Origin of the sequence: Paraburkholderia terrae (genome assembly GCF_002902925.1) — a bacterium.
Classification (GTDB): domain Bacteria; phylum Pseudomonadota; class Gammaproteobacteria; order Burkholderiales; family Burkholderiaceae; genus Paraburkholderia; species Paraburkholderia terrae.
Window position 1 is genome coordinate 1,726,277 of sequence record NZ_CP026111.1, and the last position, 21,294, is coordinate 1,747,570.

Annotated in this window: 23 protein-coding genes; 15 read left to right on the forward strand and 8 right to left on the reverse strand. The window is 60.3% G+C overall.

Annotated elements, in window-relative coordinates:
- Positions 1–147: 147 nt before the first annotated feature.
- Together C2L65_RS07735 and C2L65_RS07740 are read right to left on the reverse strand one after the other, a co-directional pair.
- Positions 148–396: a hypothetical protein gene (locus tag C2L65_RS07735; protein WP_042313672.1), complete on the reverse strand. Its 249-nt coding sequence runs from the start codon at positions 394–396 to the stop codon at positions 148–150.
- A gap of 251 nt (positions 397–647) precedes the next feature.
- Positions 648–962, reverse strand: a complete 315-nt coding sequence (locus tag C2L65_RS07740) for a DUF4148 domain-containing protein (protein ID WP_042313671.1) — start codon at positions 960–962, stop codon at positions 648–650.
- A 409-nt stretch (positions 963–1,371) separates the two neighbouring features.
- On the opposite strand from C2L65_RS07740, the gene C2L65_RS07745 reads away from it, so the two are divergent.
- The 6 genes from C2L65_RS07745 to C2L65_RS07770 all read left to right on the forward strand — a co-directional run bounded on the left by C2L65_RS07745 (position 1,372) and on the right by C2L65_RS07770 (position 6,986).
- Positions 1,372–1,569, forward strand: coding sequence for a hypothetical protein (locus C2L65_RS07745; protein ID WP_007577192.1), 198 nt, complete (start codon positions 1,372–1,374; stop codon positions 1,567–1,569).
- Positions 1,570–1,800: 231 nt separating this feature from the next.
- Positions 1,801–2,358 (forward strand): phasin family protein, encoded by a 558-nt coding sequence (locus C2L65_RS07750; RefSeq protein ID WP_042313668.1) that lies wholly within the window; start codon positions 1,801–1,803, stop codon positions 2,356–2,358.
- Positions 2,359–2,893: 535 nt separating this feature from the next.
- Entirely contained in the window at positions 2,894–3,973 is a 1,080-nt protein-coding gene (locus C2L65_RS07755; RefSeq protein ID WP_042313664.1) for a sugar ABC transporter substrate-binding protein, read from the forward strand.
- 11 nt (positions 3,974–3,984) lie between these two features.
- Positions 3,985–4,968, forward strand: a complete 984-nt coding sequence (locus C2L65_RS07760; RefSeq protein ID WP_042313753.1) for an ABC transporter permease — start codon at positions 3,985–3,987, stop codon at positions 4,966–4,968.
- Positions 4,968–5,747: an ATP-binding cassette domain-containing protein gene (locus C2L65_RS07765; RefSeq protein WP_042313661.1), complete on the forward strand. Its 780-nt coding sequence runs from the start codon at positions 4,968–4,970 to the stop codon at positions 5,745–5,747. The genes C2L65_RS07760 and C2L65_RS07765 overlap by 1 nt, the downstream gene beginning before the upstream one ends.
- A gap of 420 nt (positions 5,748–6,167) precedes the next feature.
- Positions 6,168–6,986: an alpha/beta fold hydrolase gene (locus tag C2L65_RS07770; protein ID WP_042313659.1), complete on the forward strand. Its 819-nt coding sequence runs from the start codon at positions 6,168–6,170 to the stop codon at positions 6,984–6,986.
- Between the two features lie 300 nt (positions 6,987–7,286).
- Here the strand turns inward: C2L65_RS07770 and C2L65_RS07775 are convergent, their stop codons facing one another.
- Positions 7,287–8,189: a LysR family transcriptional regulator gene (locus C2L65_RS07775; RefSeq protein WP_042313656.1), complete on the reverse strand. Its 903-nt coding sequence runs from the start codon at positions 8,187–8,189 to the stop codon at positions 7,287–7,289.
- Positions 8,190–8,372: 183 nt separating this feature from the next.
- On the opposite strand from C2L65_RS07775, the gene C2L65_RS07780 reads away from it, so the two are divergent.
- Entirely contained in the window at positions 8,373–9,167 is a 795-nt protein-coding gene (locus C2L65_RS07780; RefSeq protein ID WP_042313750.1) for an SDR family NAD(P)-dependent oxidoreductase, read from the forward strand.
- A 45-nt stretch (positions 9,168–9,212) separates the two neighbouring features.
- Positions 9,213–9,908, forward strand: coding sequence for an NADPH-dependent F420 reductase (locus tag C2L65_RS07785; protein ID WP_042313654.1), 696 nt, complete (start codon positions 9,213–9,215; stop codon positions 9,906–9,908).
- 181 nt (positions 9,909–10,089) lie between these two features.
- Here C2L65_RS07785 and C2L65_RS07790 read toward each other — a convergent pair whose 3' ends face one another.
- The 3 genes from C2L65_RS07790 to C2L65_RS07800 all read right to left on the reverse strand — a co-directional run bounded on the left by C2L65_RS07790 (position 10,090) and on the right by C2L65_RS07800 (position 12,600).
- Positions 10,090–10,461, reverse strand: coding sequence for a YciI family protein (locus C2L65_RS07790; protein WP_042313651.1), 372 nt, complete (start codon positions 10,459–10,461; stop codon positions 10,090–10,092).
- A 172-nt stretch (positions 10,462–10,633) separates the two neighbouring features.
- Entirely contained in the window at positions 10,634–10,801 is a 168-nt protein-coding gene (locus tag C2L65_RS07795; protein WP_233446488.1) for a hypothetical protein, read from the reverse strand.
- Entirely contained in the window at positions 10,798–12,600 is a 1,803-nt protein-coding gene (locus C2L65_RS07800) for a sigma 54-interacting transcriptional regulator (protein ID WP_345789562.1), read from the reverse strand. The genes C2L65_RS07795 and C2L65_RS07800 overlap by 4 nt, the downstream gene beginning before the upstream one ends.
- Positions 12,601–12,978: 378 nt before the next feature.
- On the opposite strand from C2L65_RS07800, the gene C2L65_RS07805 reads away from it, so the two are divergent.
- From C2L65_RS07805 to C2L65_RS07835, 7 genes are all read left to right on the forward strand, one after another.
- Entirely contained in the window at positions 12,979–13,275 is a 297-nt protein-coding gene (locus C2L65_RS07805) for a phenol hydroxylase subunit (RefSeq protein ID WP_233446489.1), read from the forward strand.
- 23 nt (positions 13,276–13,298) lie between these two features.
- Complete coding sequence (locus C2L65_RS07810; RefSeq protein WP_042313649.1) at positions 13,299–14,306, forward strand: aromatic/alkene monooxygenase hydroxylase subunit beta; 1,008 nt, start codon at positions 13,299–13,301, stop codon at positions 14,304–14,306.
- Entirely contained in the window at positions 14,299–14,571 is a 273-nt protein-coding gene (locus C2L65_RS07815; RefSeq protein ID WP_042313648.1) for an MmoB/DmpM family protein, read from the forward strand. Before C2L65_RS07810 ends, C2L65_RS07815 begins: the two co-directional genes overlap by 8 nt.
- Before the next feature lie 25 nt (positions 14,572–14,596).
- Positions 14,597–16,186 (forward strand): aromatic/alkene/methane monooxygenase hydroxylase/oxygenase subunit alpha, encoded by a 1,590-nt coding sequence (locus tag C2L65_RS07820; RefSeq protein ID WP_042313645.1) that lies wholly within the window; start codon positions 14,597–14,599, stop codon positions 16,184–16,186.
- 81 nt (positions 16,187–16,267) lie between these two features.
- On the forward strand, positions 16,268–16,630 hold the full coding sequence (locus C2L65_RS07825; RefSeq protein WP_042313643.1) for a phenol hydroxylase subunit P4: 363 nt from the start codon (positions 16,268–16,270) through the stop codon (positions 16,628–16,630).
- A gap of 15 nt (positions 16,631–16,645) precedes the next feature.
- The gene (locus tag C2L65_RS07830) at positions 16,646–17,710 is read left to right on the forward strand and encodes an NADH:ubiquinone reductase (Na(+)-transporting) subunit F (RefSeq protein WP_042313640.1); all 1,065 of its coding nucleotides are present in this window, start codon (positions 16,646–16,648) and stop codon (positions 17,708–17,710) included.
- 447 nt (positions 17,711–18,157) lie between these two features.
- Positions 18,158–18,637, forward strand: a complete 480-nt coding sequence (locus C2L65_RS07835; RefSeq protein ID WP_156132371.1) for a hypothetical protein — start codon at positions 18,158–18,160, stop codon at positions 18,635–18,637.
- 39 nt (positions 18,638–18,676) lie between these two features.
- Here the strand turns inward: C2L65_RS07835 and C2L65_RS07840 are convergent, their stop codons facing one another.
- A complete protein-coding gene (locus C2L65_RS07840) occupies positions 18,677–19,639 on the reverse strand; it encodes a D-2-hydroxyacid dehydrogenase family protein (protein ID WP_042313744.1) in 963 nt (320 codons plus the stop codon).
- 158 nt (positions 19,640–19,797) lie between these two features.
- Positions 19,798–21,267, reverse strand: a complete 1,470-nt coding sequence (locus tag C2L65_RS07845) for a mannitol dehydrogenase family protein (protein ID WP_042313633.1) — start codon at positions 21,265–21,267, stop codon at positions 19,798–19,800.
- Between the last annotated feature and the right edge of the window lie 27 nt (positions 21,268–21,294).

Below are 21,294 nucleotides of genomic sequence, written 5' to 3' on the forward strand. Positions count from 1 at the left end.
AAAATCGCGATCCGCAACCGCTCGGTAGAACGTGAGCGGCGGACAGACATAGCCCGCCCCTGTAGGCCGGCTCGTGCCAGGTGCGCGCAATTCCAACAGAGATTGTCGCGACCTGTTCGAATCACCACCGCACATGCGTGTGATCAATCAGGCCGCCCAGAGGCCTGTACCCATTTCAAGACGGCGTCCGTCCGGCGGGAATACGTGCCACGTGTGGTCGGCGTGACGAAAGAAGAACAGTGAGAAGGAACCGTCGTATCGCTCGATCTGAATGCACACGCGACGCACATTGCCGACGCGTGAGCGCTCCAGCAGCCGTACTCGCGCTGTATGCCCACGCGTCGTGCCGATCAGTTTTTCCACCTGAAAGCGAAGTGATGTGTTGCCCACCGCCATATCTCTTCCCCCGATGTCCGATGAATCGATGCTACGCAAAGCGTCACGCGCATCAAATCGGGGGGCAACGGAATCTGTCCTCAGGAAATTCTGATTTGCTTCATCAGGATTTCCCGGGCGGTTGCGGCGTGAAGCGTCGGCATACGACAGTTTTACTCAACCCCGGTGGCCTCCCGGGCGGCTAGTATGCCGTTTGTGCAGGCCGTAATCCGGCCGCGGAGGGGCAAGCGTCAGTGCAAGTGTTGCCCGGTTCAGTTGCCGAAGTAGATCGAACGTGGCGACGTAGGATCTGCTGCTACACGATGGCCTGCCTGATGCGAACCTTTGGCGACCGAACCATAGCCGCTCGCGTCACCATTCTGGGCAGCGACCTTCGCTTCCGCCGCCTGGATGTTCTGCGGATAGTCATCTGGGTTAGATGTAGCCGGGTTGTATCCTGCCTTCTCCAACTGAACCAGCTCTGCGCGAACCTGTGCACGTGTCACATCACCATTCGATTGGGCGAAAGATGCGACGGGAACGACGATGATTGCAGCGAGTGCGACAGCCTTGATGAGCGACTTCATGATTGACCTCCAGTATCTTGTTTTCGGTTCTCGCGGACCTGTTGTTCCGTAACCGTTGAAAAGATTCTAGACGCGGGGAAGTTTAGGGTAAACGCTTGGTCGACCAATTCATTGTTGTGGCATTTAAGACAATGCGACGCCCTACGAATCTGGGTTGTGGGTGTGGATTTGTGTAGCGGGTTCGATCAAATACCACCCTATCAAAGATGCAATTTCCATGCGTTATTTTCATCCGGTACGCGCCCGGTTTCCGATTTAACATTTGGGTCCGGCTCTGGAGGCTGCCGAATTCGCAGGGTCGGGCATAAGAAGACTGGAACAAAACTATCGAATACCAAACGGTCGGGCGGCGTCAGCAGAAACGATGCGCCTGGCAACGTTTAATCCAGATAAGGCCGGAGACAAATTCATGCTGAGCCCTCACGAATTCGCCACCCTCATGCTCGTGAAGTCCGCGCCCGAGCAGATTGACCTGAACCGGGAAGAACTTGACACTCTGCTGGAACGTCAGTTGATCGCGCTCGAAGAGCTCGCGTCTGGCGCCCAGCGTCCCCGCCTCACCCGCGATGGCGATTCAGTCCTTCGCGCCATCACCGGAAAACACTGAGCGGCAACCGTCACGGACGTGTTGAGGATTGCATTGTCGCAACCCGAACGCGTCACGCGTATAGCGACGTGTCTACGGTGACGGTCGATTCCGCAAGCACGCTGTAAAAGCACCGCACATGCGCGCGCCACCTCTGTGCATGTGCGGTCTACTCACGCGATCCCGATGTCCCACGTGACCCGCCAGAATGGTGCGGCACGTCCACGGGAATCGCCCACATGGGAGTTCAACATGCTTAACCAGGACCAGATTGCTACAACCCGACAGGCCAATCTCGATCTGTTTTTCGGCCTGAGCAGCAAGGCAGTCGAGGGCGTCGAGAAACTGGCTGCGCTGAACATTCAGGCGATCCGGGCAACGGTCTCGGACACGTTCGATCTGGCGCAGAAGTCGTTGTCGGTGAAGGAGCCGCAAGACTGGCTTGCGCTGCAAAATGGCGCCGCCGCGACGATCGCAGAAAAGGTACAAAGCTACAGCCGCCAGGTATTCGACATCGCATCGGCGACGCAAGCCGAATTCGCACGGGTTGGACAGGCGCAGGGCGAAGCCTACCGACGCCAGATGCAGACGGTGGTGGAGGACGCGACCAAAAACGCGCCGACCGGCTCTGAGGCCGCCATGGCAGCGCTGAATTCCGCCATCGCGGCCGCCAACACGCTGTATGAAACCTTGCAGGGCGCTGGCCAGCAGGCGGTCGAAGTCACACGGAGCAACCTCGACATGGCCGCCGCAGCCTCGAAGAGCGCCCGACGTGCGATTGATCCCGTATTGCCTGCAGCAAAACGATAGCGGCCGCGTGCCGGTGCCGTCTCTGATGGCGACAGTCGCTCAATAGCAAGGAATCCCTGACAGGGGCGTCACCGGCCTGATAGCTGTGCGAGGCACTCCGGGTTCGCAAGGCCGGCCGTCTCAGGCGGAACGGCTCCGCGATTCCCGGTAATCCGAGCGACGGCAGGCAGCGGTCGCGTTCACTTTCCCATTGCGCGGGTGGAATCAGCAACCGCTCTGTCGCAGCAAGGATGACGCCGCGTGAGTATCCGGCATGGTCAGGAATGCTTATGTCGTCGCCAATGAAAAAATTGCCCTGACCCGCAGTAATGGGCTTTTCATTAGTGCGGCACGACAGCATCTAAATAGTCCGACTATAGTTAAGGGTATACGTTGATTAGTGAGAAAAAGTACGTGATATAGGATTTTTGGCAGGGTCGTCAGGCGCACACGCATGCACACGGGGTCGTGAAGTGTGGTGCGGCCCGGCCGGGGCTTCACGCCTGCGCCGTCATGCACAGCAAGTTATCCAATAACTCAAAGTCTGGAGGATGACATGACAGGCAAGCAGGGCCCCAAAGACGAAGTTCAGGGCATGCGTCGCGGCATGCTGCAAGGCGCCGCGCTGACTGCGGCAATGGCAATGCTTGGCGGAGCGATCACACCGGCACAAGCGGCTGAGGCGGGGCCATTTCCCGCCCACAAGCGCTGGAAGATCGTCTTCGTCAATCATGTGACCACCAATCCCTTTTTCGTTCCGACGCAATACGGCATTCAGGACTCCACGGCTTTGCTCGGCATGGACTACCAGTGGACGGGCTCGGCCAATGCCGACATCGCTGAGATGGTCAATGCCGTGACTGCCGCCATTGCCGGTAAGGCCGACGCGATCGCCGTGCCCATCGTCGATCCAAAGGCTTTCGACAAACCCATCCAGGCCGCGCTCGACGCCGGTATCCCGGTCTTCGCGTATAACGCCGATGCGCCACAGGGTTCCGCGAATCCACGCTTGAGTTACATCGGTCAGGATCTTTATCTGTCCGGGTATCAGATGGGTGAGCGCATCGCCAGTCTCGTCGATAGCGGTCTGGTTGCGCTGTTTATCGCAACGCCGGGGCAACTCAACATTCAGCCCCGGCTCGACGGCGCCGTCGCTGCCATCAAGAAGTCGGGCAAGAAAATCGACGTGCAAACCATTGCCACGGGGGCGACCGTCAACGAAGAACTCTCGAAGATCAAGTCGTTTTATCTGGGCCATCAGGATCTCAAAGGCATGTTTGCCGTCGACGCGGGTAGCACTCAAGGCGTCGCCGAGGTGATGAAAGAGTCCAATCTGCCCGCCAAGGGCGTGCATGGCGGCGGGTTCGACCTGCTGCCGCGCACGGTCCAGCTGATTCACGATGGCTTCCTCGATTTCACGATCGACCAGCAGCCTTACGTGCAAGGCTTCTATACGGTGGTCCAGGCGTTCGTGTTCCTGGCGTCGGGCGGGCTCGTCGGACCGGCCAATGTGAATACCGGCTTGAAATTCGTGACCAAGGGCTCGGTCGATCCTTACCTGAACACCTCCACCCGTTACGAAGGCAAGAGCACGAAGCCTGAAATCGTGCCACGCACGGGGGCGATCAAGGGGTGACCTCTCCTGTGGTGGACGTCAAGAAAGCACAACGACCGCGGCTCTGGCCGCGGTCGTTCGTGCGCTCGAGCGAAATCCGCATCCTCGCGGTGGCGATCATCCTGTGCGCCTACTTCGAGACCGCGAACCACGATTTTCTGCTGACGCACGCGAGCCTCCAGAACCTGTCGCAGTTCATTGCGCCCGTAGCGATCATTGCCTTTGGCGAAATCATGTTGATGATCGGCGGAGAGATCGATCTTTCCGCCGGCATGGTCTTCGCCTTTGCGCCTTTCGTCATGCATTTCGCTCACGAGGCGGGTGCGCCCGCCTGGCTGGCGTTGCTGGCGGGAGTCGTCGCGGCGGGGCTGGTTGGGCTTTTCAACGGCGCGGTATCGGTCTATCTGCGGATCCCTTCGTTTGTCACCACGTTGGGCACGCTGTTTTTCGTGAACGGATTCACGCTGACCATTTCACGCGGCACGCCAGTTTCACCGCCAGAGGAGGGCGTTTTCGCCGAGTTCGTGGGGGCGTGGGGCTACAGTGAAATCATCTGGACAATCGCCATCGCCGCGATCATGCACGTGCTGTTGCGTCACACGCGCTGGGGTTTGCACACGATCGCATCGGGGGCCAATCCGCTGGGCGCGAGCGAAGCGGGCATCCATGTCAGGCGTCTGAAGCTCCGCAATTTCATACTCGCTTCGGTGCTCGCGGGTTTGACCGGCATCCTGGAGGGCTTCCGTATTTCGTCCATCGATCCGCAAGCGGGCGGCAACCAGATCATGTTCCTCGCGGTGGCGGCGGCGGTGATTGGCGGCACGCCACTCGCGGGAGGGTCGGGAACGATCATCGGCGGTCTGATCGGCGCGGCCGTCCTCGGCATTCTGAACGATGGCTTCACGCTGATCGGCATCAACGCGTTTACCTTCAACATGATTCTTGGTGCGGCGATTCTCGCTGCGATGATCTTCAACATCCACGTCGTTCGTCTGGCGCGCAAAGGAGAGTTGTGATGTCCTCGTTGCCGCAAGAGGCATTGCGCGGGGAAGATATCGTCAAGCGATTCGGCGCTGTGACCGCGCTCGATGGCGTGTCCCTGACGCTCAAACAAGGGGAAATTCTCGGCATCCTGGGCGACAACGGCGCGGGCAAGTCGACGCTCATCAAGATTCTCACCGGCTTTCATCAGCAGACGAGCGGCAAGCTGTTTCTTGGCGGCGAAGAGACCTTGTTACGGTCAGTCGATCACGCGCGCGCGCTAGGTGTCGAGTGCGTGTATCAGGACCTGGCGCTCGCGAATTCGCTGAGCATCTATCACAACATGTTCCTGAACAGGGAGATCATTCGCCCCGGTCCGTTTCGCCTGCTGAATCATCGGGCAATGCGCCAGCGCGCCGCGGAATGTCTCGAAGAGATCGGCGTGCATGTTCCGTCTGTCGACCTGCCTGTCGAGCAGCTTTCGGGTGGCCAAAGGCAGGCTATCGCGGTGGCGCGCGCGGTCAACTCGAACGCGCGGATTCTGTTGCTCGACGAACCGCTCGCGGCGATGGGCGCCCGCGAGGCGGGGCTGATCATCGATCTGATCCTGCGCCTGAAGGAAAAGGGCGGTCTGTCGATCATCATGATCATGCACAACTACGCACAGACGCTCGACATTGCCGATCGCGTGATGCTGATGCAACGAGGCCGTGTGACGTATCAGCGCGAGACGGCCAGCACGTCCGTCGCCGAGTTGATGGATATCGTTCGCCGCGAATATCGGACGATGCGCGGGCAGGCATCGTCAAGCTGAATCAACTACGGCAATTCCTCAGGCGCTCGCGAACGAGAAGTTCTTCCTCGCATCGAAGCGCTGACAGTCTCGCGGCGTCTGGATATCCGGTTTTGATGAAAAGTATGCTTTTTGAACGGCCGGTTCTCGTTGCATTCTTGCCAGCCTTCACCTTTTTGGCGGAAGGCAACGCGACACGTCCTTCCAGTGATGCCTGAGCCAATGACATCGAGCGCGAGGGTACGAATCGTTAGCACGGGAGCGAATGGCGGCATCGTGTTCTGCCACGGCATTCCGTCGCAGCGTTGTCGGAGTGCGCTCCGCTCGCATGTTTTCAGATGCGCATTGTGAAATAAGCCTTCGAAAGAAGCCGCTGGCAGCATTCTCGATGCCTCGCGGAGCACCAACACTTCAATCAATCTCTTATAGGAGGTACCAGCGATGCCTACGATCACCACTCCGGACGGCGTAACGATCTTCTACAAGGACTGGGGGTCCGGTCAGCCGATCGTCTTCAGCCATGGCTGGCCCCTGTCGGCCGACGACTGGGACGCCCAGATGATGTTTTTCCTTCACCACGGCTACCGGGTGATCGCCCATGACCGGCGCGGGCACGGTCGGTCCGAGCAGGTCGGCACCGGCAACGACATGGACCACTGGGTCGCCGACCTCGCTGCACTGACCGAACACCTCGACATCCGCGACGCTATCCACATCGGGCACTCGACCGGCGGCGGCGAGGTAGCCCGCTACGTCGCTCGCCACCAGGAGCGGGTCGCCAAGGCAGTACTAGTCGCCTCGTTGACGCCGAACATGGTGAAGACCGACGCGAACCCTGGAGGTCAGCCGCAGGAGTTTTTCGACGGGGTTAAGTCAGGCGTGCTTGGCAACCGGTCGGAGTTTTACCGGGCAGTCCCGGAGGGTCCGTTCTATGGATTCAACCGTCCGGGCGCCAAGCCATCTGAGGCTGTGATCGCGAACTGGTGGCGCCAGGGCATGGCTGGCAGCGCCCAGGCCCACTACGAGACCGTATTCTCCTGGCTGGAGGACTACACCGAAGATCTGAAGAAGATCACTGTGCCGGTACTGGTCATGCATGGCGAAGACGACCAGATCGTCCCGTTCGCCAGTTCGGTGCCCCGCGCGGTCGACCTGCTCGCGAACGGTGTGCTGAAGACATACGCTGGTTTCCCGCACGGCATGCTGACTACCCATGCGGACGTCCTCAACCCCGACCTTCTCGAGTTCATCAAATCCTGACGGGACGCCAGCCCGAACCAGAACCAGGCAATTCGAGCGGCGCGCTCCACGGGTGCGCCACTCGACCTACGTGTCCGCTTAGGGTCAACCTGATCCAACCGCGTCAGGCAGAAGTTGGCTGCCCTATGATATGAGGCGTCGTTGCATCACTCGCTGTAGCTGTGGATTCCTGTGATCTGCTAGCGACCGTGGCACAGTGGCGCGCGTGTCTGCGCTCAAACGCGAAGGCCGCGGCGCATCTTTCGGAAATGTGACACGCGCGTGCGTAGCGTCGGTGCGCGTCGCCAGGACACGTGCCAGTCAAGTCGTGCAAGCCGTTATCGCAAGTGCTCTGACCAACGCGTCAAACACGTGCCGCACCCGCTTGGGTACGGGGCCGCGCTGCGGCCGGTAGACATAGAGATTCCATGGATCAGGATCGCTGCGCGGTAGCACCCGTACGAGCCGGCCCTCCGCCAGTTGCTCGCGCACGAGGTACTCTGGGCACTGGCTGATGCCGCGCGCTGCGATACAGCCGAGCACTTCAATCTCGGGGTCGTCGGTGACGAGTGCCGGCAGCGGCGGGACGAGCTGACGGTTATGGCGAAACGTCCATGGCCATGCACGGCCGGTGCTGCGCTCGATTAGCGCGGTCAGCGGCATGCCGAGCAATGCATCGACGCTTTTCGGCACGCCGATCGTATCGAGCAGGCGCGGTGCCGCAACAGTGTGAATCGGCAGCGCGCCGACGCGCCGCGCGATGAAGCGGCCATCCGTGATGAAGCCAGCGCGCACGCCGATATCGATCTGCTCGTCGACGACGGACGACAGCGTATCCGACAGGCGCATGTCGATCACAATCCCAGGCTGCTCTTCCATCAGTTGCATCAGCACGGGAGCGACAAAGCGCCTGCCGAGTCCGCCCGGGGCGGTGACGCGCACCGTGCCGCTGATTGAACCCGCCTGATCGCTGTTCACCTCGAACAGGTCGTCGACCGACTGCAGGAGCGCGTACGCACGCACGGCAAAGCTCTTCCCGAACGTCGTGATGCGCACGCTGCGCGTGCTGCGATGAAAGAGCGTTTCGCCCAGTCGTTCTTCGAGCTGCTGGATTGCACGTGTGACGACCTGAGGCGACGTGCCGAGCCGGCTCGCCGTCTCGCGGAAACTGTCCGATTGCGTCGCTGCCGTGAAGATACGGATGAGTTCGATCTGGTTGTCCATGGTCTGCCGGTTTTCTGTCCGTCGATGCCGTCGATGCCGTCGATGCATCTTAGCGCAGCAGAACGACGCTGCAATTATTCCTTGAACGGGAATTCTGAATGCCCCGTCTGGTCATTCTCTTCGACATCGGTGCTCCGCATAATGCATTGCATGCGGTTAGCCGCGATTCAACTGGAGATCATCATGAACGCATCGGATACCTCGACAGATAGCAGCCATTTCCGTCAACTGGAAGGGAAGGTCGCGCTCGTTACGGGCGCGAGTTCTGGCATTGGCAGGGCAACGGCGATCCTGCTCGCGCAACGAGGTGCGAAAGTGATTGTCACGGCGCGACGTCGAACTGAACTGGACGAAGTCGTGGCCGCGATCACGGCGGCGGGCGGAGACGCGACCTCGCTCGTCGTCGACGTGACAAAAGAGGACGACATTGCCGCGATGGTGAGGCTTGCGGTCGATACTTACGGCAAGCTTGACATCGCGTTCAACAACGCGGGTACGGAAGGTATTTTTGCGCCGCTCGTTGAACAGAACAAGGAACGCTTTGACATGGTGTTCGAACCAAACGTGCGTGGCGTTTTCAACAGCATGAAATATGAAGCGGAAGTCATGCTGAAACAGGGTTTTGGAAGCATTATTAACAATGCGTCGATGGGTGGGGTGATCGGCTTCGAGAACGCGTCACTCTACATCGGCACGAAGCATGCTGTGATCGGAATCACGAAGACGGCGTCGATCGAATGGTTCAGGCGCGGCGTGCGCGTCAATTCTCTATGTCCGGGGCTGATCGAGACGCCGTTCCATCATCGTGGCATCTGGCCGTCGGTCGAGGCGCAGCATGCGTTTGCCGCCAGCACGCCAGCGGGCCGCTTCGGTTCCGCCGAGGAAATGGCGACGGTCGTCGCGTTCCTCGCATCCGACGACTCGTCGTATGTGTCCGGTCATGCGCTGCTTGCGGACGCTGGCTATTCCATCGCCTGAAGGTTCCAGCGCGGCGCGCGGCTCGTTCATTTTCAAGAGGTCATCATGAATATCAGCATCATCGGAGCGGGAAACATCGGCAAGGTGCTCGCACGTCGTTTCGTCGAAAATGGGCATGCCGTGCGGATCGCGAACTCGCGCGGAGCGGCATCTTTGAGGGAAATTGCGAAGGAAACGGGCGCGACGGCAAGCGACGTGCAGGATATCGTCGCGGACGCGGACGTGATCGTCGTGACGATTCCGCAAGCCAGGGTGACGAATTTGCCGAAAGGTCTGTTCGAGAACGCAAAGTCGTCAGCTGTCGTCGTGGATACAGGTAACTATTACCCTCGTCAACGTGATGGTCGCATCGAAGGCATCGAGATGGGCGCGCCCGAAAGCCGCTGGGTTGAGGAGCAGATCGGCCACACCGTCGTCAAGGCGTTCAACAACATTTATGCCGCGCACCTCGAAGGGATGGGCAAGCCGGCTGGTACGTCGGGACGCATCGCGCTGCCCGTGGCAGGCGACGACCCGACAGCGAAGGAAGTCGTGTTCGGACTCGTCGATCAGATCGGCTTCGATCCAGTAGACGCAGGCACGATCGCTGACTCATGGCGGCAGCAGCCCGGCTCGCCTGTCTATACGGGCGATTTCGATGTACAAGGCGTTAAAGATGCGCTGGCGCGGGCGACGAGGGAGCGCACCGAAAGCTGGAAGGCGACGCCCACAAGTCCTGGCACGTTTGATCGTCCGGCCTGAAGTGATGTCCGGATGAACCGAGCCCGCGCGCGACGAGCAGTCAGTGTCCCGCCAGGGCTCGCGCCGACACATTCGGCGCGAGCCGGCCAACAGCGGACATTGCCGCGATGAATTCCGACACAATGAAGGTGTCTGTGATGAAAGGAAGGCGGACGCCTTCTTTAGACAGGCGTCCAGATCCTCATCGCGCCAGATAAAAGTCCAAGGGGATAAGCTCCACGGCCCATCCGCCTTCTTCGCCCAGTGTGGCAGCCGGGTGCATGGACGCGATGCGTAACGCCTCGTCAGGGCTGTCCGCCTCGATGATGAACAGGCCGCCCACGACTTCCTTCGACTCGGTGTAAGGCCCATCGGTGATGCGCGTTTCTCCAGTGCGCGGGCGGAGGGTCTTCCACTTGTCCAGATCGCCAAGAGAGGCGGAAATCAGAACCTTGCCGGTAGCGCGCATCTTCTCGTCCAATGCCGGGCACTGGTTCACCATTTCCTTGATTTCGTCTGGCGCCATCGCGGCGAATTTTTCGGGGGAGAAGTAGGCCAGGCCGAGGTATTTCATGGGAGATCCTTTGAATGGGGTTCAGTGACGACGAATCTGATGATCGGAAATCGACAATGCCCTGGCTAGTTTGTAGCATGTCTCGCCAGCCTGTCCGCTTTGGGCCCCCTCCTGATTTGTACTGCAATACAAAATGCGAGGTCGGCGCGACAAACGGATCAAACCAAACGGATCAAACGACTTTCTCGAACACCACGCCCTGAGGACGGCCGCAATCCGCGATTGGCGCAAATGCGAGGTCGCGTGCTTCGGCCTCGTCGACGCCGAAACCGCGTAACAGGGCGAACATGGATTGTTCGGTGTAGTCGTCGGGCTGGATCCAGTACGCAACAGCCGTCACACCTGAATCCGCAATCCCCGGCTCTTCAAGCGGTAAACCAGTTGCGGCCTCGTAATACCTAGCGTGCGCGCCGCCGCCGACAGATTGCCGTCGGCGCGCTGCACCGCGCTCTTGAGCAGCGCGGTTTCGATGTCGTCGAGCGATGTCGGTTGCGCATCGTCGCCGCCGATGCCGAGCAGCAGGCTGTTCACCTTGCGCGTTACCCGCTGGACTTCGCCGCCTGTATCGCCCGCCTGCGCCTGCAGCGCACTCGCTGCCGTGAGCGAACCATCGCCGCCGATACCAAAACTCCCGGTTTCGATGCTTTCGCCGCTCGTGAACAGATGGCCGATATCGATTGCGCCGCCGTCGTTGGCGAGAATCACGCCACGCTCCACGATGTTCTCCATCTCGCGGATATTGCCCGGCCAGGCGTAGTTCAGTAGCGCGTCTAGCGCACGTGGCGTGAAGCCCGTGACGTCGCGCTCATGACGCTCGCGATACTTGCGCAGCATATGATTGAGCAGCACGGGCAAGTCCTCGCGTCGTTCGCGCAGCGACGGCACGCGAATCGGAAACACGTTCAGGCGGAAGTACAGGTCCTCGCGAAAGCGGCCCGCGCGGATCTCATCGCGCAGATCGAGATTGGTCGCGGCGACGACGCGCACGTCGACACGTTTGGTCTCCGTGCCACCGACGCGCTCGACCTCGCCTTCCTGCAGCGCGCGCAAGAGCTTGCCTTGCGCGGTCATGCTGAGAATGCCGATCTCATCGAGAAAGAGCGTGCCGCCATGCGCACGCTCGAAGCGCCCGGGTCGGCTTTGCGTTGCGTCGGTATAGCCGCCTTTCTCCACGCCGAAGAGCTCGGATTCGACCAGCGCCTCGGGAATCGCAGCGCAATTCACTGCAACGAAGGGGCCAGCGCTGCGCGTGCTGATCCGGTGCAGCGTTCGCGCGCACACTTCCTTGCCGACCCCGCTCTCGCCGAGAAACAGCACGGTCGCGCGCGTACTCGCGACGCGTTTGATCATGTGGCACACCGCATTGAACCCGGGCGACGCGCCGACCATGTTTTCGTCGCCGAACGTGCCTTCGCCACGTTCACCACCTTTGCCCGGCGCGGAAAGCCCCTGGGTGAAGGCCTGCGCCTTCATGAAGCGCAGATCGTCGACAGCTTCCTCTCCCCATTCCTCGACCGGCTTGCCGATGATGCGGCAATGCGGCTGACCGAGCGCGCGGCATTCCACCTCGCGATAGAGAATCGGGCGGCCCATGAAGACGCTCGTATAACCTGCCGCATAGCCGAGCTGCATCCAGCACACCGGCTCAGCGCCGATGCCGTAGATCCGCACGTGCTCCTCGTCTTCCGCGCAGTTCTTCCAGATGAATTCGCCGTAGTATTTGCCGCGCTCGACGTCGATGTCGAGGCGCACCGGCTCCACCATCGTCATGCCCTCGAGCATGTGCAACTGCGGCCCGACCGCGAACATCTCCGTGATGCTGTTCTCCGGACGCACGCGGCGCGCGAGTTCGGCATCGCGAGCGCCCGAGTTGTAGCCCATGCGCGTGAGCAGGCCGCGTGCGGCATCGATCCCGAGGCTTTCGATCAGCTCACGGCGCATCGAGCCCATCGCGCCCGTGTGTACGAGCACCATGCGCTGCTCGTCGAGCCAGATGCGGCCGTCACCGGGCGAGAAGTGCAGCCGCGACATCAGATCCGCGATGTCGGGATAGCGGAGGCTGTCGACGGGGGCGCCCTTGGGCGCGACCATCGACATGCCGTCTTGCGCGCTCGCGGGCGCTTTCTCGCGGCGTGGCATTGCTCGTGTCTCCTGCTGTCTGGTCATATTCATTGCGCCACGATAGGCGATCTCCGTACGTGGAGCAATGCTTTGCCGCATGGTTCGTGGATGGCGCCAGCGGCGCCATCGGTGCGTTCCCTGATACGGATTTGATCGATACGCGGCGCACGAAATGATGGGCTTTTCGAGCATTTCATCAAACCGATTGTGCGCGCATCCGGGCCGCACTGCCTGCTTCCGGAAATGATCGGTTGTCGTCATGGCCTTGCAGGGTAAGGGCTTCACGGCCTCACACCGCTGCCGTCGGCTCGCCTGCAAACCCACGTTGGCATACGTGTTGCCTTATAGGGTCCGCAAGCCGGTTCCCGATCAAATCATTCAATCACAACGCCGGCCATGAACACGAAACCCAAGGAGACAGCGATGCAACTGCCCGCTTATGCGCAGCCCCCACGTGCGTTTGACATCACCCGTCGCTATGTGCGCTTCAGGGAGCAGAGGGACGACGGCTTCGTCGAGTTCGATTTCTCTATTGGCGACCCGGCCCTGAGCGTCGAGCTCGTGATGCCGTTGCGCGACTTCCAGTCGTTCTGCCGCGCGAATCGCGTGATCTATCTGACGCGAGACGAAGGCACGCAGCTCGACCACGATCAGGCGAAGTGGCGCTACGGCCAGCCCGGACTCTCTGAATGAACACCCAAAGAAAGGAGTGAAGTATGCAGATCGACATCAAGACTTCGGCTGTCGAGCAGGTGCGGCAGACCTTCTCTCACGTCGCCCGGCGGCTTGGCGCAGACAAGCCCGCGTCGCGCTATCAGGAAGCCACCTTCGACTTGCAGCCCGAGGTGAATTTCCACTATCGACCGCTGTGGCAGCCGGAGTTCGAGCTCTATGACAAAGGGCGCACCGCTATCGTGATGAGCGACTGGTATGCGTTCAAGGACCCGCGCCAGTACTACTACGGCGCCTACACCATCGCCCGCGCGAAGCAGCAGGACACGATGGAGAAGAACTTCGAGTTCGTCGCAAAACGTCGCCTGCTCGCTGATCTTTCCGACGACGCGAAGGCGCATATTGCTGCGCTCATGGTGCCGCTGCGTCATGTCGAATGGGCCGCCAATACGAATAACTGCTTCGTGACAGGCTATGGCTGGGGCACGGCCATCACGCAGGCGACGATGTTTCATTGCATGGATCGCCTTGGCATCGCACAGTACCTGTCGCGCATCGGGCTCGCGCTGGACGGCAATCAGGGCACGTCGCTCGTCGACGGCAAGGAGCGCTGGATGAGCGATCCCATGTGGCAAGGACTGCGTCGCGTGGTGGAGGACACGATGGTCGTGAAGGACTGGTTCGAGACCTTCGTCGCACAGAACCTGGTGCTCGACGGCCTGTTGTATCCGCTCGTGTATCGGCATATCGACGAGCGCATCGCGCGTCTATATGGCCCGGGCTTCGGCATGCTCAACGAGTTTGCAAGCAGCTGGTTCGATGAAACGAGCCGCTGGGTCGACGCGACTATCAAGACGGCGGCCACGGAATCGCCTGAGAACAAGGTATTGCTCGCGCAGTGGGTAGCGAAGTGGCGGACGGCCGTGCTCGATGCACTGAAGCCGCTCGCGATCGCAGGTCTCGGCGACGACGCGCATCACGCACTCGAACACATCGCACAAACCTTCGACGCACGTGTCGCGAAACAAGGCATGGAGGTGAGTCATGGCTGATTCCGTTTTCATCGCGTTTCAGGCCAACGACGATTCACGGCCGATCATCGAGGCTATTCAAGCCGACAACCCGCATGCCGTCGTCAACGCGTTTCCCGCGATGGTCAAGATCGATGCCGTCGGCAAACTCGTGATCCGGCGCGAATCGATCGAAGCACTGATCGGACGTGAGTTCGATTTGCGCGAACTGCAACTGAACCTGATTTCACTCGGCGGCAACATCGACGAGACGGACGACGAATTCATCCTCGAATGGAAAGCCTGAACGGCGACATAAAGGAGACAGGACAATGAGCACACAACAGGCAACCCCGAAGAAGCTGAGTATCAAGGAAAACTACGCGATGCTCACACGCGGACTCGGCTGGGAAACCACCTATCAGCCGATGGACGAGGTCTTTCCGTATGACCGGTTCGAAGGCATCAAGGTACACGACTGGGACAAGTGGGAAGATCCGTTCCGCCTCACGATGGACGCCTACTGGAAGTATCAGGGCGAGAAGGAGCGCAAGCTTTATGCGATCATCGATGCCTTCCAGCAGAACAACGGCCAGTTCAACGTCACTGACCCGCGTTATATCAACGCGCTCAAGCTCTTCCTCACTGGCGTGAGCCCGCTCGAATACGCGGCGCATCGCGGCTTCGCGCTGGCGGGGCGCAACTTTCGTGGCGCGGGCGCGCGCATCGCATGCCAGATGCAGGCCATCGATGAACTGCGTCATGCACAGACGCAGGTGCATACGATCAGCCACTACAACAAGTACTTCAACGGCTTTCACGACTTCCGGCACATGCACGACCGCGTGTGGTATCTGTCAGTGCCGAAGTCGTACTTCGAGGATGCGATGAGCGCGGGCCCGTTCGAGTTCGTGACGGCCATTTCGTTCTCGTTCGAGTACGTGCTGACCAATCTGCTCTTCATGCCGTTCATGTCGGGCGCAGCTTTCAACGGCGACATGGCGACGGTCACGTTCGGCTTCTCCGCGCAATCTGACGAATCGCGCCACATGACGCTCGGTCTCGAAGTCGTGAAGTTCCTGCTGGAACAGGACCCGGGCAACGTACCGATCATCCAGAAGTGGATCGACAAGTGGTTCTGGCGCGGCTATCGGCTGCTGACGCTGGTCGCAATGATGATGGACTACATGCTGCCCAAGCGCATCATGTCGTGGCAGGAAGCGTGGGAAACGTACTTCGAAAAAAATGGCGGCGCGCTTTTTCACGACCTCGAGCGCTACGGCATCCGCATGCCGAAGTATCACGACGTGGCAATGAAGGAGAAAGACCGTCTCTCGCACGAGGCGTGGGGCATCTTCTACAACTACACGCATGCAGCCGCGATGCATACGTGGGTTCCATCCGATGATGAAATGCAATGGCTCGCGGAAAAATATCCCGCCACGTTCGACAGGCTCTATCGTCCGCGCCTCGAATACTGGCGTGAAGAGCAGAAAGGGGGACGCCGCTTCTACAACAATACGCTACCGATGTTGTGCCAGATCTGCCAGATCCCGATGGCGTTCACCGAGCCCGACGATCCGACGAAGATCTGTTATCGCGAGAGCGACTATCTCGGCAACAAATTCCACTTCTGCTCGGACGGCTGCAAGGACATCTTCGACAACGAGCCGGAGAAGTACGTGCAGGCGTGGATGCCTGTGCAGCAGATCTATCAGGGCAACTGCTTTGCAGAAGACGCCGATCCGTGCGCGCCCGACTTCGACCCGATGCGTGAAGTGCTGCGCTACTACCACATCCATGTCGGCGAGGACGGTCACGAGTTCGAGGACTCGCCCGACCGCAAGAACTGGCTGCGCTGGACGGGCAAGCCAAGCCACGGCGGCGAGGAAGCCCCCGAGGCGAATCAGAAAGCTGCATAGGCACCGAACAGATCAACCCTCTTTCATGGGACGGGAGTAAGGCGCTAAAGCGCCGACTCCCGTCGACACAGGAGACGAACCATGTCAGTCATCGCGCTCAAGGACGGTTATACCGGCGAGATCAAGGACCGTGTCGAGAACTTTCACGGCAAACAGTTGCTCTTCGTCGGCTGGGAGGATCATCTGATGTTTTGCGCACCCCATTGCATTCCCGTCGAAGCGGCCGTGCCGTTCGGCACGCTCGTCGACACGATGCTGCCGGCCATGTATGCATCACATCCCGACTGGCAGAAGGTCGATATCCGCGCTGCCGAATGGTTCCGGTCGGGCCGGCCGTTCACGCCCGACTTCGATGCGAGCCTGGGCGAGAACGGGCTCGGTCACAAGGCGGTGATCCGCTTTCGCACGCCGGGCCTGAACGGCATTAACGGATCGTTCAGCTAGAAGGAGGATGATGCGATGAGCTATCAACTGACCATCGAGCCGATCGGGCAGACGATCGAAATCGAGGAAGAGCAGACCATACTCGATGCATGTATGCGCGCGGGCGTGTGGCTGCCGCACGCTTGCTGTCACGGCCTGTGCGCGACCTGCAAGGTGCAGGTCGTGGAAGGCGAGATCGAGCATGGGCAGGCATCGCCGTTCGCGCTGATGGACTTCGAGCGCGACGAGCGCAAGTGCCTCGCGTGCTGCGCGACGGCGCAATCGGATCTGACGATCGAAGCGGACATCGACGAGGACGAGGACGCGTGCCATTTTCCTGTACGCGACTTCACAGGCCGCGTGAAAGAGATGGTCGACCTGACGCCGACCATCAAGGGCATCTTCGTCGAACTGGAGGGTGACGGCATCGAGTTTCAGGCGGGCCAGTACGTGAACGTACACATTCCGGGCGAGGGCATGCCGCGCGCGTTTTCGTTGGCGGACAAACCGGCTTCGCGCACGCTGATCGAATTGAACGTGCGACGCGTGCCGGGCGGCAAGGGTACAGGTTATCTCCACGATGAGATCACGTCAGGTGACGAAATCCGTTTCAGCGGCCCGTATGGGCGCTTCTTCGTACGCAAGTCGGACCCACAGCCAGTGATTCTGATCGCAGGCGGGTCCGGTCTGTCGAGTCCAAAGTCGATGTTGATCGACATGCTGGAAGAGAACGACGCGCGGCAAATCACGCTGGTTTATGGCGCGCGCAATCGGCCAGAGCTGTATTACCACGATCTCTTTTTACAGCTCAAAAGCGTGCACAAGAACTTTACCTATGTGCCAGCGCTGTCCGACGAGCCGGCGGATTCGTCATGGGAAGGGTTTCGCGGCTACGTGCATGACGCGGCGAAGGCGCACTTCGACGGCGTCTTTCGCGGACACAAAGCCTATCTGTGCGGGCCGCCCGTGATGATTGAAGCGGCGATCCGCACGTTGATGCAAGGTCAGCTCTTCGAACGCGACATCTACACAGAGAAGTTTCTGACCAGCGCGGACGGCGCCGAGGCGCTCGCAAAGAGTCCGCTAATCAAGTCGATCTAGATCTTCTTGTCATTTCGATATCGACTCAACGGAGACATCCATGAATCACATTGCGATCCAATCATTCATACGATAAAGCAGCATTCCTGCAGGACAGAGATGGGCGAACTGCTTTTACTCCCGGATTTGATGGTGCGATGTCTTTTGTCTGATTACGACGTCGCACCGAACCGAACGCAGAAGAGATGAGCACGGGGGCCGAAAACGCGCTACGTCGGAAGAATCTTTCTCCGCTTCCGCGCAGCTCACCGGTCGATTGCCTAACGTCTTTGCAGCGTTTATGCTGAATGGAGTGCTGCGTGGTGAAGCGAACGGCAGTCCGTGCGGCCAGATGGCCTATCCCATTTGCTGTGACATGGGACTCAGGTTAGCCCGACGCGGGACATCCAATGTTTCAGTTCGAGTCGGATCGTTGAACACAAGATGTTCGAGCGACGGGAGAAGTCCATGCGCAAGCCTCTACAGACAAGCGCTATGTTGATGGCACTTGTCCTCAGCGGAAATGCGGTTGCTCATCCGAACATCGAAAGTTGCTGCATTCGAGAATCTGGTTCCGGAGAGAATCCGGCAAGCTCATCGCGGGCAATTGTGACTGGCGATGACAGGAACGTAGAAACCCAGGATGCCGCTCTTCCCGGGGATTCGTTCCGTCCTACCGAACGCGTTGCGCCCGGTAGACTGGACAAATCGGTAGGTAAGGTGAGCACTGCTCCCGAGGGACTTGCGATCAGCAACAGGGATGATGGAAGGGGCGACATCGAAACGGGCAGACCGGCCCTCCATCCGGCGACGCCGGATACGGTGACATCACTCCCTACCGCGTTCGCCGCGCCGCACGTTGTCCTTGACGGCACACCAGTGCTCACCGGCAGCTGGCTAAGCAACGGCCAGTATGTACTCACGTTCGGCCTGAATGCCCGGAATTGACGCTGAGCGACCACTACGCGCACGAGCGTTTTCCGCACGTCATGCGTGAGGCTGTCGCGTCTGTTCGAGCCACTCGACGATATTGCGCACCGTATCGCCGTAGAACGTCTGATACAACTCCTGCGTCACATACCCGATATGCGGCGTCGCAAGCACGTTGGTCAGCGAGCGAAACGGGTCCGTTAGCTGGAGCGGTTCGGTGTCGTATACATCGACGGCGGCGCCTGCGATCTGCCCGCTCTTTAGCGCGGCGATCAACGCCGCCGTATCGACGATCGGACCACGCGACGTATTGACGATGCGGCTCGTGCGCTTCATTCTGGCTAGCTCTTCAGCACCGACCAGACCCCGCGTTCGGTCGCTCAAACGGACATGAATGGAGAGGAAGTCGGAAGCTGAGAACAGGGTATCCCTGTCGACCAGTTGCACGCCTTTCGATTCCGCGCGTTCGGCCGTCAGGTTCTGGCTCCAGGCGATCACATTCATTCTGAACGCGCGGCCGATCACGCCGACGGCCGAACCAATATGCCCAAGCCCGAGCAGGCCGAGCGTCTTGCCCGCCAGTTCCGTGCCGAGCATCTGTTGCCAGCCGCCTTCGCGCAACGATTGGTTTTCGGCCGGGATATGGCGTGCCATCGCGAGAATCATCGCCCATGTGAACTCGATGGTCGGCGTGGACGAGTAACCCGTGTGAACAACCTTGACGCCGCGCTCTGCCGCTGTGTCCGTGTCGATCGACGCGTTGCCCGATCCCGTCGACGCAATCAGCTTGAGATTCGGCAGGCGTTCGATGATCTCACGCGTCAGCGGCGTGCGTTCGCGCATCGCGCACACGACGTCGAAGGGCTTCAACCGTTCGATCACTTGTGCCGGATCTGCCAGATGGTCGTTGAAGACCGTGATTTCCGCGCGATTTTCTAGCGGTGACCAGTCCGCCGCTTTGAGCGCGACGTTCTGGTAGTCGTCGAGGACAGCAACCTTGATGAGGGGCGAGTTGGTCATGATGAGCTTCCATATTTGATTGCCGTCATGTGCATCGCGCAGCAAGGGCGCTGGGCAGTGTGACATAAGCCTGCAGCTATTGCTGGTGCTCTGCCAGATCGTATCGCTGGCGTTCGAGCAGTTGCAGGTTCGAGCAGTTGCAGGCTCGAGCCGGCGCGTCAGTCGCGCTCAATCGCGATGGCTTGTCGTGCGCCGTGCTGTAGCAGCCTGACAGCGTCCACCAGCCGTCGCCGGAAAACCTCCCGGTTCGCCAGTTCGGGCGGGAACACCTCGTTGATCGCCAGCATCGTTTCGACGAGTTGCTGCGGATCGCTAGCGACACTCGCCGTGAGGCGTGCAGCCATCGGATCGCTGATGTCATAACGCGTGCCGTCGTCGGCGTGTCCGCGCAGGAACACGAGCCATGCCGCGACGGCCAGCGTAAGCCGTTCGATCGATTGCCCTGCGTTCAAACGCGCCTCGATCGTTGCGAGCAGCCGAGGCGGAATCTTCTGGCTTCCGTCCATCGCGATCTGCGCGGTGCGATGCTTGAGCGCCGCATTCGCATAACGCGCGAGCAGTGCGTCACGATAGGCGAGCACGTCGAATGAAGGCGGCACGTCGAGCGTCGGCGCGATTTCGTCCGTCATCATCGCGTGGATCAGTGCTCTCAGCGGCGGATGGGCGATCGCTTCGTCGATGGTCGTGAAGCCCGCGAGCATCGACAGATACGCGAGCGTCGAATGCGTGCCGTTGAGCATGCGCAGCTTGGCGAGCTCGAACGGCATCACGTCATCGACGAGTTGTGCGCCGGCTCGTTCCCACGCGGGGCGTCCCGACGGAAAGTAATCTTCGATCACCCATTGGCGAAACGGCTCGCACGGCACGGGCACGGCGTCGTGCGTATTCAACGCGTTCAGCGCCGCTTCGCGGTCGGCGTCGGTGGTGGAGGGCACGATGCGGTCCACCATCGTCGACGGAAACGCGACATGCGCGTCGATCCAGTCGGCGAGTTCACGCTCCAGCACGCGTGCGAACGACGCGACTGCCTGCTTCAAGGCCGCGCCGTTGTGCGAAAGGTTGTCGCACGACAGCACAGTGAAGGGCGGCGTGCCGGCATCGCGTCTTTGTCTGAGGGCGGCGGCGAGGATGCCAGGTACAGTGGACGGCTCGTCCGGATGCGCCAGATCATGCGCGATCCCTGCGTGGTTCAGGTCCACGTCGCCCGTTCGCGTATCGCGGCAATAGCCCTTCTCGGTGACCGTCAGCGAGACGATGCGCACGTTTTCATCGGCTAGCAGTTCGGAAAGACGCGCACGGTCGTGAGGCATCGCGAGCACTTCCTTGAGCGCACGAATCACCGTGACGCGCACGCCTTCGGGCCCGCGTTCGACCACGCTATACAAACCGTCCTGCGCCATCAAGGCATCGCGCTTGCCCACGTCGCCCTGCAACGTCACGCCGCAGATGCCCCAGTCGCCACCCGCCGCGAGCATCGCTTCTTCCGTATAAACCGCCTCGTGCGCGCGATGAAAATTTCCGATCCCCAGATGAACGATACCGATACGTGGATCGCGCCACGCCGGCCCCAGCAGGTGGTCGTTCAATGGGTCGAGTGCATTGCGGCAAAGCGATGGCTTGGCGGTCATGTTCAGGTCCGAAGCGCGGGAAAACCC